This is a genomic window from bacterium, assembly GCA_035380285.1.
In the GTDB taxonomy this organism is placed as follows: domain Bacteria; phylum Auribacterota; class Erginobacteria; order Erginobacterales; family DAOSXE01; genus DAOSXE01.
In genome coordinates this window covers 20,444-34,059 of record DAOSXE010000002.1, presented here as the reverse complement: position 1 = coordinate 34,059, position 13,616 = coordinate 20,444, and the positions used below count along the sequence as shown (strand labels likewise).

The following is a 13,616-nucleotide window of genomic DNA, read 5'->3' as shown; positions in this document are numbered from 1 at the left end:
CTAGGGCTCCCGTACCGGTTCCCACCAGCGCGTCCAGAGAGAAATTTCACGGGGAAGATCGATCCCCGAGATCTCCCGTAACGACTTCCAGGCGGTGGCTTCTTCCAGGGTATTCCCGCTCGCCCTCCACCGCTCCAGAAGCGGCGGGATGCCTTCCAGTGCCTTCAGGCGCCCCAGGGCGGCGGTGGCGCCCAGGCGCACCTGGCGGCTGGGGTCTTTCAGACAGTCCGAGATCGGAAGCGCCGCTTCCAGATATTCGGATTCGGCCAATCCTTTGAGGGCCCGGGTGCGGATCAGGCTGTTGGAGTCGGCGAGGGCATTGAGAAACACCGGAGCGAAGGCCCGATCTCCGGCCGCCGCGGCGGCGGAAACGGTGATGAAACGTATCCGGGGATCTCGGTGAAAAGCGTTGTCGAACAGTACCGGAAACAGGGGCTCGATCCCCTCCTCGGTGACGGACAGGGTCGCGGCGCGCACTTCTTCGATCTTATCGGAGCGCAGCTGGCAGGTGAGGCGCCTCAGAAGTCTGCGGTCCCCGTCGCGGTCGGTCTCGCCGGATCCGCAGCCGATCAGGAAAAAAACGGACAGAGCCGCTCCGGCGATGCTAACGGGAACGCTCCCAATCATCCTCAAAATCCTCGGCGCTGATCAGAAATTCATCGGCGAACGCCTCTTTCCAGGTTTTCGAGCTCTGCAGCCGTTCCAGGAAGGAGTTGATTCTCCAGAAACCGTATTCGTCGATCAAAAACGAAACCAGGGACCATGCCTGCCGGTAAGCCGATCTGACCGTGGCGGCGCTGCCGGCGAACGAAAAGGACGCGTCCAGGCGGTCCCAGGGGATGGGGTCGGCCGGTGTTGCGCCGGCCTCTCCCTCGACCGGAATCACTTTGTTCTCCTCATATTGGGCCAGCCCTTCCTGGAGCCAGATCGGAGCTTTTCCCCCCGAGAGGTCGTGAACCGCGACGTGAGTATATTCATGCCATAGAATCCGTTTGAAATCCTCCCCTTCCCCCTCCCCCCCGGGAGAGGGCAAACGGATCTTGCCGTCGTAGAGTCCCGCCACCCATCCGGGCGTGCCGTGGAGGCGCCGGAACCGATCGGGAGGATAGAGAATGACCACGACGGGCCGATCGGGGTAGTAGTTGAAGTCGTAACCGACTTCCCGGTAAGCCTGATGCAGGAAGGTTTCCAGATCGCCGACCGTATCCGCGGGCATTTCCGTTTCGTAGCGGAAGATGAAGTTCCCCATCCGCGAAGAATCAAGATCCCCCTCCAGCCGGCTTTCCTTTCTCACCCGTTTCGACCATTCCGCGGCGTCCCGGTCCCCGGGGGCCAGAGCCAGAACCTTTTCCCAGGCCCGGAGGGAGTCCGTCATCTCCTGCCGGAAATAGGCGGAGACGCCCAATCCCTTCCAGGCCCCGACCAGCGTCGGGTCCCGGTCGAGCGCCTCCAGAAACAGGCTTCGGGCTCCATCGTAATTCTTACGTCGGAGCAGGCGGTGTCCTTCGGCGCAGAGAAGATCGTTTTTAGCCCGGTCGAGGCCCGGGTCGCGCCGGCCGACGGCCTCCAGACGGGAGATATACTCCAAGGCCCGGCCGTAATCCCCCGCTCCGGCGGCCTCTTCGGCCAGGGCCCACCACGTCCGTTCGGCTTGCCCGGAAGCGGCCGCCGGCTCGCCGGGAACCGCCAGCAGCAGGCTTGCCCATATCAACGCTCTCATCGTTTGCCGGAAGGTTCTTTCCATCCGGGACTAGAAGGACGTCAGGCGCTCCAACCGTTCTTGGGCGGATTGATTGTTGGCGTCCACTTCCAGGACTTTGAGATAGAGTTTCTTGGCGTCCTCGCAGCGTCCCTGTGCTTCCCGGGTGACGGCCAGGTTGAGAAGGATGCCGACGGAGTCGGGGTTATGCTCCAGTCCTTGGCGATATACCTCTCCGGCGCGGGCGAACTCTTCCTTGAGAAAGTAGTATTTCCCCAGATCCAGACATGCTTCCGCCCCGGCGGGGTTCGCTTCGAACGCTTTACGCAGCTTGCGTTCCTTCCTGGCTCCGGTTCCCTCTGCGCCCATGCTCAAACCATCCTGAAGGTTTCGATATCCTTGACCTTGCCGATCACGACCAGTACGTCGCCCTCGGCGAATACTTCCGAGGCCGACGGCGCTATTTCCATCTCTTCGCTGAGCCCGGTCTGCCCGTCTTTTTCGATTTGAGGTTTCTGGCGTTTGATCGCCACCACATCCACGCCGTATTGCGCCCGGATATTGGCTTCGGCCAGCGTTTGCCCGACCAGGTGTTCGGGTACCCTGATCTCGACCAGGCTGTAGCCGGAGGAGATATTTATATAGTCGGTGATGTCGGGCGAGAGGAGGCGGTTGGCCGTGCGCACGCCCATGTCCCGTTCCGGAAAGACGATGATGTCGGCCCCGACCCGGGCCAGTATTTTCTTGTGGGGCATGCTACCGGCTTTGGAGACCACCGTTTTTACCCCCATCTCCTTGAGTTTCATGGTCGCCAGAATGCTGGCTTCGAGTTTGCTGCCGATGGCCACCACCCCCACGTCCATCTCCCCCAAATCGAGGCTCTGCAAGGCTTTTTCATCGGTTACATCCAGTTGAATCGCCTGGGTGACCGTTTCCGCCATCTGTTGGACCCGGTTCTCGTCGGAATCCAGCAAGAGAACCTGACACCCGTTTTCGGCCAGGGTGGTCGCCACCGACCGTCCGAACCTCCCGGCGCCGATGACCACGAATTGCCTCATGTCCGAAACTCCCTCGTTTTCCGCTTTTTAGGTTCAGGGATCATAGCACAGGTTATCCGACGACCACCATTTCTTCGGGGTATTTGATCTTGCCGCCCGGCGTCGCCGCCACCCGGCCGATCATGAGCACGACCGCCAGGGGCCCGACCCGTCCCAGAAAGATGATGGAAGCGACGATCAATTTTCCCAATGCCGTCAGATGCGGAGTCAGCCCCACCGACAGCCCCACGGTTCCGAAGGCTGAAACGGTCTCGAAGAGCAGGTCGGTGGCGTGCCCCGCGGAGCTGACCACCGTCTGGTTGGGAAATTCCGTCAGCAGCAGGGCGGCGCACCCGATAAAAATGACCATGACCCCGATAACGGCTATCCCCAGGGATTCCAGCACCACTTTCTGGGGAATGGTCCGCCTGAAGATGACCACTTCCTTCTTTTGGGCCACCAGGGCGTAAACGGCGGCGGCCAGAACGACGAACGTCACGGTCTTGATCCCCCCGCCCGTTCCCCCGGGAGAAGCTCCGACGAACATCATGAAAAGAGTTATCCACAGGTTGAAGGGCCTGAGTTCGTCGACCGGAACCGTGTTGAACCCTGCGGTTCGAGGCGTCAGCGCCTGCAGCACCGTGCGGCTGAACTTCTCGCTGACGGGCATCCCCGACAGGGTGTTGTCCCATTCTCCGAGCAGGAGAGGAACGAACATCCCCAGGAAGAGGTAGAGGCTCATCAGCAGTGCCAGACGGGAATGAAGGCGCAGCCTGCCCCTCCGGGTCCGGTCCCTCTTCCAGAAACGGATGTTGATCAGGTTGAACAGAACCAGAAAGCCGATCCCGCCGAGGAAGATCAGGCCGCTGACGGTTCCGGTGACCCACCAGTCCTCGCCGAAGGCCATGAGGTTGTCGGAAAACAGGGAAAAGCCGGCGTTGCAGAACCCGGAAACCGAGTGGAATACCCCTTTGACGAGGGCTTCCTTCAACTCCATGCCGTGAAAAAGGTGAAAACGCCAGGTCAGAATCGCCGCTCCCGCGGTTTCCAGCAGCAGCGTGGTCATGACCACCATCCGCAACAGCCCCTTCAGGCCCCGGATCCGGACGTTCCCCATGGTATCCTCCAGGACCAGGCGTTCCCGGAGGCTCAGTCGTTTCCCCAGTAGCACCAGGAAAAAAGTGGACATGGTCATCAGGCCCAATCCGCCGATCTGAATAAGGATCAGAATGACCGCTTTCCCGAAGGGGGAGAAAAAGGTCCCGGTATCGACCACGATCAAACCGGTGACGCAGGTTGCGGACGCGGCGGTAAACAGAGCGTCGATCGGGTTCATGCACCCCGGCTGAACCGTCGACAGGGGAAGAATGAGTACGATGGTCCCCGCCAGGATTATCCCCAGGAACGAAAGGACTATCATCCGAGGCGGATTGGCTCTCGGCCCCATCCCCGGCAGCGCTATCGGCCCCCCTGCTTTCATGGCTTATTATTATACGCAAAGAAGGGAGGCCGAACGCGGTTTTTTTCCCGCCCGCCCCCAGATCGCTTTTTCTTGCGCTCACAATTCGAACGGTTTAGAGTAAAACCTCGAACCGGGGCGCTCGTACTGTTCCGGCGACAGCACAAGGAGGGCGGTATGGAAACGGTTAAACTTTCCCTGGGCAGGATCAAGACGTTCATAGCTTGCCCGCTCAAGTACAAGCTGGCCTATATCGATCAAGTCGAAGGGGACAAAAAGCCCGGAGCCGCGCTGAGCTTCTATAAATCCCTCCATGGAGCGCTCCAGTATTTTCACAAGCGCGGGACATCCCAGCTCCCCTCCCTCGACGATCTCATGCAACTGCTCGATCGCAACTGGGCTTCGGAAGGATATCGGGACCAACTCGAGGAAAATCAGTTCAAGACCCAGGCGCAGGAGATTCTGCGCAGGTTCTACCAGGACTTCTCCGCCGCTCCTCCCAAGGTTCGTTATGTCGACGTCACCGTGTCTTTCCAGACCCGCGCCGCCTCGGTTTCGTCCCGGGCCGACCGGGTCGATCTTCTCGAAGACGGCACGTATGAAGTCATCAACTACAAGACCGGCAAGAACACTCTCGAACCCGACGAACTGGCTCGCGATCTTCAAGCGGCGGTTCTTTTCCAGGGGGCCAACGCCGACAAGCATCTCCATGGGCGCGTTTCGAAAGTCGGTTTTTATTTTTTAAGAGCGAACCGCAAGGTAAGCGTCACCCCGACCGCGGACGATCTGAAGGCGGCCAACGCCCTGATCGATCAAACCGTCACCAGCATCGCCCGCATGACTCGGCCCCCTACCCTGCTGGACAAGGCCCTGCGCCGGCACAGTCCCCTGGAACACCCGGAATCGCTGGCGGAGAAAGGCCCGCTCTGCAGCACCTGCGAATACCTCGCCGCCTGCCCGGCCTGGCCGGTCACTCCCCTGACGCTGAGCGGGGATGCGCCGGAACGGTTTTCCGAACGTCTGCGGCTCAGTTACTCCAAGCTCAGTTCCTACCAGCGATGCCCCCGGGCCTGGAAAAAGGTGTACCTGGACGGTTGCGGAACCAGGTCGCGCCCCTTCTTCTCCTACGGGACCGCGGTCCATGACGCCCTGGAACGGTTTTATAACCCGGAATACCGGGGCAAGACCACCGCGGCCGCGCTTCTGGAACTCTGGGAGCGCTCTTTTTCTTCGTACCAGGAAGGTTACGCCGATCCCGAAGAAGCCAGGCGGTATCACGATCAGGGGGTGGAGATGCTTAAACGTTACTTCGCCCGTTACGTCGAGGGGGATAAGTACCGTCCCGCTTTCAGGGTGGAGGAGTATTTCGAACTCCCGGTAGGGGAAAACGCGGTTATGACCGGCTTTATCGACCGCATCGATCTTCTCGAGGACGGCACGTACGGGATCGTCGATTACAAGACCGAGCCCAGCCGCCGGACCCAGCGGCAGGTCGACGAAGACGATCAGCTTACGATTTATTTCCTGGCGTGCGAGTCGCTTTTCCGGCTGAAGATTTCCCGGTTGGCCCTGCAGATGCTGGCTCACGACGAAGAGATAGTGACACATCGCCGGCGGGAAAACCTCCCCGAGGTTCTGGCCGGGATCGACGCCACCGCCGGCGAGATCAAAGACAAGATCAAGAGCTACCAGGCGGCCGGGGCCAGCGAAGAGAGCGAATTCTTCCCCCCCCGGAAAAACCGCTACTGCAAAACCTGCGACCACCTCGAAACCTGCGCTCTTCGGGCGGATATCATGGGGGACAGCGAGTTGAGCGACGCCGAATACGCCGCGGACGCTCCCGTTCCCGAAGAGTACGAGTAACCGCCGTTCGAAACGGCCGGGGGAGAAACCTCACCATCCCCGAAGCTGCCGCAGGCGCCGCTTGACCAGTTCCGCCTGAGGGCTCTCCGGCTCCAGGGCGAGATAGCGCCGGAAATGATAGGCGGCGTCGCGGTTCATGCCCTTGGCTTCGGCCAGAATCGCGAAGTTGAGGTGGGCGGGCGCATAGTCCTCGTCGATGCGCAGCAGGCGTTCGTATTCGCGCAAGGCCGCCCCGGCGTCGCCCTCCGCCGCCAGGGAAATGGCCAGATTATAGCGGGCGGCGATGAAAAAGGGCTCGTCGTCCAGGATGCGCCGGTACAGCTCGGCCGCGGCTTCGGCCTGACCGGTCTCCTGCAAACGGCGCGCCTCTTCGAAGATACCGGCGTCGCGAGACGCCTCCCTCTGCTCCGGATCGAATCCTCCGGCTCGGGCCCATTCCTCCGCCGCTTCCTCCGGCTTCCCCATCTCGGAGAAGACGACGCCGAGATTGAAATGCCAGCGGGGGGTCTCCGGTTCGATCTCCGTAAGTTTCCGGAACCGGTCGCGGGCCAGCGCGAGGTCGCCTTCGGCGTAGGCGAGGTTGGCCGAAGAGATCAGGGCTTCACGGTACCCGTTGTCGACTTCCAGCGCCTGTTCGTAGCATCGCCGGGCCTCGGTTCTGTCGCCTCGGTCCTGGAGCAGACGTCCCCGGAGGTAAAGGGTTTCCGCATCCGCCGGCACCCGGGAGAGGAACCGCTCGGCCAGTTCCGGTCGGCCGGTCTCGATCGACATGACCGCGCCCAGGACGGCGGCGGGGCCGGCCGCTTCGTCTTCGGGAGCGATATTCTCCAGCGCCCGAAGCGCCCCGGCCGGATCTCCCGCCCGGCGCCGGCAGAGAGCGATCCTCAAAAGGACGGTCCCATTCCCGGGATCGAGCTCCGCCGCCTTTTCGAACCGGGCCAGGGCTTCCCGGTTGTTCCCCTGGCCGGACAAGGTGTCGCCGGCCAGGTAGAGGGAGTTGAAAAAATAGGGATGGGCCGGATCGTTGACTTCGAACCAGGATGCCGCCCGACTGAAACACTCCAGGGACCCCTCGCCGACGCCGTCCAGCACCCGGCGGCAGTAGCCCAGTTCGTAGAGGGTTTCTCCGTCCTCCGCACCCTGGCGCACGGCTTCCTCCAGGGCCCGGCGGGCTTCTTCCGGCCGCTCTTTTTGGAAGAGCAGTCTCCCCTCGCGGCGGGGAGTCAGCCACTGATGCCGAGCTTCCCAGGACCGCAGGTAATTCCAGGAAACATCGGGATGTTCCCGCATCCACCTGGTCTGGCTCCCCGCGGACGCCGCGGCCGCCAGGGCGCAGAAGGCGGCCGCGAACAGAGCCGCCCGGAAACGGTGCGGGTGCGACGGAACGTAATCGGCGCCGGTGTTCACGGAGGTCTCCTTGTCGTGGGCGCGGGCAGCGCCGTTAAAAGTGGATTTCCATGGCTCGGGCCGGGCAGGCCGGAACGCAGGCTTCGCAAGCGATGCAGCGGGTGTTGTCGAAAACGACCTTGTACGTTTCCGGGTCCACCGCCAGGGCCCCGGTCGGGCAGACGGCGAGACAAGCCCCGCAGTGCGTGCATTTGTCTTCGTTTTTGTTGATGTCGCTGCTGAGGGGTTGGACTTCCAGCCCCGCCTTGGCCAGGTAGGCCATTCCCGCCTGGCATTGATCGTTTTCCCCCGTGATTTCCAGTACCAGTATCGATTCCTGTTCCGGGTTGACCCGCGCCTGGAGGATGTTGAAGATCAGGCTGAAATCCTTGGCCAGGCGGTAGATGATGGGTTGATCGATTTTGAAAGGCGGAAACTTAACGACGATTCTGTGCCGGGGCATGAATTTCCGGGCTCAGATGTCCCGCCTCCGGATTTCCAGGGGTTTGAGGGTTACGGCCGATTCCGGTCCCGGCAGCCGGGCCGCCGGCTCGGTGAGGGAGAATGTCCCCTTCTCGATCCAGGATTTGAGCAGGGAGGCTATCTCCCGGGCGCCGGCGTAACTGGAGAGAGGAACGGTCGGCACTCGCTTCCCCTCGATTCCGATCGATCCCGAACGCAGCTCTTCGTAGGAGACTCGGCCCAATATCCGGGGGGAGCGTTCGGGGTAGTCGGAGGAATAATCCACGATCGGGGCCAGGATATCCCGATCCCGCACCGCCGTCCGGTGGGCGACCTCTCCGTCGAGAAGGGGAATGGGAACGCCGACGCCGACCATCAGGGATACGCCGTATCCGAGCAGGCTCAGCCCCACCAGCCAACGGGGGTTCATCTGCTTCAGGTCCCCGATCAGGGAGAGTGTGGCGGCTCCTTCGGTGGGAATCCCCCCCTCGTCCCGGGGCGCCCCCGGGTTGTGCTGGGTGCCCTGCCAGGCGATATAGCCCACCCCGCCTCCCAGGAAAATCCTGGTCCCGATCCCGATGGTCCGCAGGAAAGGATCGTTGAGCAGGGGGCTGAGCTGACCGGCGCTGGAATAATTGGCGTTTCCGCAGTGGGGTTTGAGCACTCCCAGGTAGGTGTAGATGGTTCTCCCGGCGCCGGCGTTGACCGCGACGTTGTAGTTCTGATAACAGTTGCGCGGATTGAACAGGGTGGCTTCGTTGATTTCGGCCAGAGAGATCGAGGTTTCCAGGTGTTTCCGGGGGTAGCAGTCGGTTCCGTAGGCCTCGGCGGCCAGGCGCACGGATTTACCCGCCACCAGATCCTGAATGACATGCCCTCCCCCGTAGCGGAACTCTCCGGGGAAGACCATGTTCAAGGGATCGTTCGTGGCCACCTGGGCCGCGCCCAGGTAGACGTCCACGGCGGCGATACCGCTGTAGGCCTCGACGTCGTTGATCCAGGCCCGGGAGATCTTCATCTTGGGACGCGTATGGCCCAGGTTGAGAAAGACCCCCGAAGAGCACATGGCCCCGAAGGTGCCGGTGGTGACCACGTCCACGGCGGCGGCGGCGGCGTCCGCGCCCCGTTCCTCGACGATCCCGATGATCTCCTCGGCGGTGCGGACCACCGCCGTTCCGGAACGGATTTTCTCGTTGATTTCGGCTATCGTCTTTGCCATCCGCCCACCGTTGCCGCCCGGAGAAAGCGCCCGCCGGCGGCGGACGCTTTCTCCGAACGGCGGAAGCGTTACCGGGTGGCCGGGATGTCTTCCGCGGTCCCGAAGTAGATTATCGCTCCGGTTTTTCCCTCGCCTTCCTCGATCGCCCAGAGCGATTTGGACGGGCGGTAGACCGCGGACTGAGCGGTGCCGTCGCCGTTGTAATCGGCGGGAAGCGGCAGGTCGCCCGGAGCGCCGAAGTAGGAAAGGCCCGCTTCTCCGGCCCAGAGCCCGGAGGAAGGACGATAGACGGCCACGTCGGCCCGCCCGTCGCCGTCGTAATCGGCGGGGACGGGAATATCTCCGCTTCGGCCCAGCCAGGTCTTGAAACCGCCCCGGACGGCCCAGAGTCCGGAACCTTCCCGGAAGACGGCGGGCACGGCGCCGGTTCCGAGGTAGTCCGCCGGAACGGCCAGATCGCCGGGAGCGCCGTAGTAGAAGCGCTCCTGTCCGTCGACGACCCAGAGGGCCGATGCGGGACGGAAGACGGCGGGATCGGTGATGCCGTCGCCGTTGTAGTCGCGGGGAACGGGAACGTCACCGCCGCGGCCCAGGTAGAGCCTGAGACCCGAGGCGGAGAGCCAGAGGCCTTTTTCGGGGCGGTACACGGCGGCGTCGGAAGTCCCGTCGCCGTCGTAATCCCCGGAGACGGGCAGGTCGCCGGGGCGTCCGAAGTGGAAGCTGCTCAACAGCCGGATCACCCAGAGCCCCGAGGAGGGACGGAAGACGGCGATATCGGCGATGCCGTCGCCGTTGTAATCGCCGTTGTCCAGGCGCAGGAACGCGGATCCGGGCGCGTAGATGCTGTTCTGGGCCCGGGCGGTACCCTTGACCGGGTTGTTGTTGGCGTCTCGGCCGTTCCAGGACGGTCCCGCCCAGGAGCTCCAGTTGGAGGAGAGGTTGCCGTATTCCTCGGGATCGATCCGTTCCATGGTGGCCTTGGTGGTGTTGTCGCCGCCCCACCAGCCCCCGGAACAGTCGAGTTCGTCCACCACTTCGGCCGCCCCGTTCTTGAGCTGCAGGTGCTCCCCGGTGTTGGAGAGGCCGGTGCCGAAACTGACCACCAGGTCGCCGGGGATGTCGCTGATGACGTTGTCGTCGGTGCGCTCGATCAGGTAGTAGGAGTGGGCACCGATCGACCCCGCGAGAGAGATGTTGGGGTTGCCGTCGGTGGAGGCCAGAACCCAGCCGGCCAGGCTGACGGCGCTGCCGGTGTTGTTGTAGAGCTCCATCCACTCGTCGCTGGTGGAGGCCGCGGTCCCGGCCCAGGCGACTTCGTTGATGACGACCGCCGGCGGCGGCGGCGTCGGGGGGGGAGTCTTGTAGCCGAACGGGGTCACGGTCGGGGTCGGCGTGATGGGGGATATGGTGGGGGTGGGAGTGATGACTCTCGGCGTCGGCGGAGGCGTGGGCAGGTAGGCGCTGTTCTGGGCCCGGGCGGTGGCGTTGAGGGGGTTCCCGTCGGCGTCGTGGCCGTTGGTCTGGACGCCGTTGTTGTTCTGCCAGTTTGAGGGGTTGGAACCGGAGTAGCCGGGGTAGATTCTTTCCATCGAGTAATACCCGGGGCTGGCCGAACCGGCGAACCAGCCGCTCAGGCAGTCGATGAAGTCCACGGTTATTCCGGTGTTGAGCAGGGCGACCGTCTCCCCCAGGTTGCTGATGGAACCGAAGTCGTAGACCATGTCGCCGGGGATGTCGCTGACGGCCGCCTGGTAGCGTTCCAGCAGGTAGTATCCCATGGGGTCGATGGACCCGGTCAGGTCGATGCTGACGCCGCCGATTTCGAGGAACCAGTTGGTGAGGTCGACCGTGCTCCCGGTGGCGTTGTAGAGCTCGATCCACTCGTAGCTCCCGCCGGCGGCGGTGCCGGACCAGGCGATCTCGTTGACGATGACCACCGGCGGCAGCGGAGTGGGGGTGGTCGAGGGGCTGGGGGTTTTGAAGCCGATCGGAGTCGTCGTCGGGGTCGGGGAGGCGATGGGAGAGGGCGACGGCGAGGGGGTGGTGAAGAAACAGCTGTTTTCGTAGCCCGGGCTGCCCAGGACCGGGTACCCGCTGCTGTCCTCGACGACGGGTACGCCCCCGTAGGTGCACCAGTTGGCGCAGACGGCGCCGTCCAGGCCCCAGTTCCTGCGCTCCATGCTGCGGCGGTCGGCCTCTCCCCCGCTGGACCCTCCGCACCAGACGGTGGCTCCGTCGGGGTTGACGGCGTCGACCAGGACCCCGGCGCCGTCGGGCTGGTTGTAAAGCCGGAACTGACCCTGGTTGTCGTTGTAGAGGGCGATGGACCCGGTGATATTGACCGTCGCTCCCGAAGAGAAGATCTGCTTGTCGGCGAAGACCCAGTAGCCGTGGGCCGGAATCACCAGAGAACCCTCGGCTTCGGAGAAGTTGAAGGAGTAGCGGGGGCTGATGATCGACCAGGAGCTGATGTCGACGGCGGTGTCGGTACGGTTGTAGAACTCGATCCACTCGTCATAATAACTGGCCTGGGTCCCGGCCCAGCAGACTTCGTTGATGACGACCGAACGCTCCACCGGGGGGGTGGGTGCCGGAGTGGGCGTGGGGATGCCGATGTCGTCGACCGGGTGGTTGTCCCAGGCGGTGTCGGTGATCGGGTCCAGGGAGGTATACCGGGAGATCGGGAGCGGGGAGGCGGTGGTGTAGTAGGCCGGGGCCAGGTCGGAACGGGGTTCGATCGAGTAGTAGTAGCCGTCGGTGAAGATCCGGATGGGGGCGTTGGCGGAGAGGGCGTAGGCGTTGCAGGGGTAGGAGCTGCTCCCCTCGTCGACCTGGAAGACCGACTGGCGCCCGGGGCCGGTTTCGGTGTACTGCACCACCCGGTCCAGCGTGGCGCAGGTGGGGTGGCCGTAATTGTTGTCCCAGCAGGCCACCATGGCCGCCTCGGGGAGGGTGCGCATGAGGAAGTAGGTGGGGGTGTGGTAACTGGACCCGTGGTGGTCGAGGAGGATGATGTCGAAGGAGCGGTTGAACGTGGTCCGGTACACTTCGCTTACGGCCTCCTCCACCCCCACGAAGGAGCTGAGGGAGCTGCAGGTCGAATCGCCGCCGATGTAGTAGTCGAAGCCCCCGTAGAGCAGGGAAACGACGATGCTCTTGGAGTTTTCGTCGATGTTGCCGTCGGCCGTGGTCAGGGGGGCGTGGTCGAGGACGTAGACTTCGTTGGTCTCTCCCGGAGCCCCGTAGTTGGGGTTCCCGAAAGCCAGCCAGCGCAGGACCGCCCCGCTGCCCAGGGGAATGTCGGTCCCCAGGACCGGGGTCTTGCGCTGGGAGATCCCAGCGGTGTAGAAGACCGAGAGGGGATCCCCGTCGACGTCGGTGGTGCCGCCTCGGTCGTACGCCACCGGGATCTGTCCCACCCCGTCCCGGACCAGGGGCGGGTCGCCGGGGTCGCCGGTGCCGTTGGCGATGGTGATGAATCCGTAACAGTGGTCGGCGTCGTAGTGGCTGACCACGGCGTAGTCGATCGAACTGTAGCCGAGGGAATCGAGGAGGTAGAGAACTTCCCGGGGACAGTCCTTATCCAGCTCCCCGGCCCAGTAGCGGTCGCCGCAGTCGAAGAGCCAGACCTTGTCGTTGGGGGCGATGACCACGGTGGCCTGGCCGATGCCGTCGCCCGGGTCGGAGGGGTAGCCGGGCCAGACCTGGTAGATCTGCAGCGGGGGCGGTTCCGGAGTTGGAGTGGGCTCGGGCTCGGGCGTGGGGGTCTTGCAGTAATCCAGTTCCCAGGGCCCGCTCAGGGTCCGCACTTCTCCCTTGGCGACCTGAAAAACGGTCGCGGACCCGAATTCGCTGTGCAGGTACCACTCCTGCTGGAAACATTTCCCCTCGGGGTTGGTGTAGTTGTAGGGCTGGGTGTAGGCCAGAAGCCGGTAGTAGCCGTCACGCAGGGGCTGGAGTTCGAAGATGCCGTTCTCGTCGGAGTTGTTCCAGAAAGCGGCTTTCTCGCCCAGGGTGTAGGCGGCGATCTTGAGCCCGACGACCACTTCCCCGGTGTGGGCGTCGGTCAGTTGCCCGGTGATGACCGCCCCCCGGTCCAGCTGCATATCCACTCCGGTCGTCTCCACCCCGTTTTCGGCCTTGATCGGATCCGCGGTCTCGAAGTAGTACTTCTGCGAGTAGTATTGGGTGGCGTAGCCGATGCCGGGGAACTCCAGGTCGGTGTAGGCTTGAAGCCGGTAGAGTCCGGGGATGAGGTTGCTCAGGGTGTAGTAGCCGCCGGCGTCGGTAACTCCGGCCCGGCCTCCCCCGGAAGACATGGCCAGCATCCTCACTCCGGCGATGCCCGCTCCGGTGGCGGCGTCGGTCACCCGCCCCTTGATCACTCCCGACCCCCACTGGGCCTGGGAAAACGCCGGGGGCAGAAACAACGCCAGGGCGGCGGCTGCGCTGAAAACGGTGCGTACAAAAACTCTCATCGACAACCTCGGC

The 13,616-nt window shown here is 63.5% G+C and carries 10 protein-coding genes; 1 reads left to right on the top strand and 9 read right to left on the bottom strand.

Translation table 11 applies throughout. The features are described from left to right. The 5 genes from PLZ73_01275 to PLZ73_01255 are packed head-to-tail and all read right to left on the bottom strand — an operon-like array spanning position 1 to position 4,156. Entirely contained in the window at positions 1–627 is a 627-nt protein-coding gene (locus PLZ73_01275) for a HEAT repeat domain-containing protein (GenBank protein ID HOO76499.1), read from the bottom strand. Further along, positions 605–1,720: a tetratricopeptide repeat protein gene (locus PLZ73_01270; protein ID HOO76498.1), complete on the bottom strand. Its 1,116-nt coding sequence runs from the start codon at positions 1,718–1,720 to the stop codon at positions 605–607. Before PLZ73_01270 ends, PLZ73_01275 begins: the two co-directional genes overlap by 23 nt. 30 nt (positions 1,721–1,750) lie before the next feature. Then, the gene (locus PLZ73_01265) at positions 1,751–2,068 is read right to left on the bottom strand and encodes a tetratricopeptide repeat protein (protein ID HOO76497.1); all 318 of its coding nucleotides are present in this window, start codon (positions 2,066–2,068) and stop codon (positions 1,751–1,753) included. A gap of 2 nt (positions 2,069–2,070) precedes the next feature. Continuing rightward, entirely contained in the window at positions 2,071–2,757 is a 687-nt protein-coding gene (locus tag PLZ73_01260; GenBank protein ID HOO76496.1) for a TrkA family potassium uptake protein, read from the bottom strand. A 52-nt stretch (positions 2,758–2,809) separates the two neighbouring features. Then, the gene (locus tag PLZ73_01255) at positions 2,810–4,156 is read right to left on the bottom strand and encodes a potassium transporter TrkG (GenBank protein ID HOO76495.1); all 1,347 of its coding nucleotides are present in this window, start codon (positions 4,154–4,156) and stop codon (positions 2,810–2,812) included. Positions 4,157–4,372: 216 nt separating this feature from the next. On the opposite strand from PLZ73_01255, the gene PLZ73_01250 reads away from it, so the two are divergent. Next, positions 4,373–6,058, top strand: a complete 1,686-nt coding sequence (locus tag PLZ73_01250) for a PD-(D/E)XK nuclease family protein (protein ID HOO76494.1) — start codon at positions 4,373–4,375, stop codon at positions 6,056–6,058. Positions 6,059–6,088: 30 nt separating this feature from the next. Here the strand turns inward: PLZ73_01250 and PLZ73_01245 are convergent, their stop codons facing one another. From PLZ73_01245 to PLZ73_01230, 4 genes are all read right to left on the bottom strand, one after another. Further along, positions 6,089–7,465 carry a tetratricopeptide repeat protein gene (locus PLZ73_01245; GenBank protein HOO76493.1) on the bottom strand — a complete coding sequence of 459 codons (1,377 nt, stop codon included), beginning with the start codon at positions 7,463–7,465 and terminating at the stop codon, positions 6,089–6,091. Between the two features lie 34 nt (positions 7,466–7,499). After that, a complete protein-coding gene (locus PLZ73_01240) occupies positions 7,500–7,907 on the bottom strand; it encodes a 4Fe-4S dicluster domain-containing protein (GenBank protein ID HOO76492.1) in 408 nt (135 codons plus the stop codon). Positions 7,908–7,919: 12 nt separating this feature from the next. After that, the gene (locus PLZ73_01235; GenBank protein ID HOO76491.1) at positions 7,920–9,125 is read right to left on the bottom strand and encodes a homocysteine biosynthesis protein; all 1,206 of its coding nucleotides are present in this window, start codon (positions 9,123–9,125) and stop codon (positions 7,920–7,922) included. 68 nt (positions 9,126–9,193) lie between these two features. Continuing rightward, the gene (locus tag PLZ73_01230) at positions 9,194–13,603 is read right to left on the bottom strand and encodes a lamin tail domain-containing protein (GenBank protein HOO76490.1); all 4,410 of its coding nucleotides are present in this window, start codon (positions 13,601–13,603) and stop codon (positions 9,194–9,196) included. Between the last annotated feature and the right edge of the window lie 13 nt (positions 13,604–13,616).

Bases quoted from the DNA above. Each gene is read 5' to 3' on its own strand.
- PLZ73_01270 (HOO76498.1), bottom strand. From the start codon at position 1,720: ATGAGAGCGTTGATATGGGCAAGCCTGCTGCTGGCGGTTCCCGGCGAG.
- PLZ73_01265 (HOO76497.1), bottom strand. From the start codon at position 2,068: ATGGGCGCAGAGGGAACCGGAGCCAGGAAGGAACGCAAGCTGCGTAAA.
- PLZ73_01275 (HOO76499.1), bottom strand. From the start codon at position 627: ATGATTGGGAGCGTTCCCGTTAGCATCGCCGGAGCGGCTCTGTCCGTT.
- PLZ73_01250 (HOO76494.1), top strand. From the start codon at position 4,373: ATGGAAACGGTTAAACTTTCCCTGGGCAGGATCAAGACGTTCATAGCT.
- PLZ73_01260 (HOO76496.1), bottom strand. From the start codon at position 2,757: ATGAGGCAATTCGTGGTCATCGGCGCCGGGAGGTTCGGACGGTCGGTG.
- PLZ73_01230 (HOO76490.1), bottom strand. From the start codon at position 13,603: ATGAGAGTTTTTGTACGCACCGTTTTCAGCGCAGCCGCCGCCCTGGCG.
- PLZ73_01240 (HOO76492.1), bottom strand. From the start codon at position 7,907: ATGCCCCGGCACAGAATCGTCGTTAAGTTTCCGCCTTTCAAAATCGAT.
- PLZ73_01235 (HOO76491.1), bottom strand. From the start codon at position 9,125: ATGGCAAAGACGATAGCCGAAATCAACGAGAAAATCCGTTCCGGAACG.
- PLZ73_01255 (HOO76495.1), bottom strand. From the start codon at position 4,156: ATGATAGTCCTTTCGTTCCTGGGGATAATCCTGGCGGGGACCATCGTA.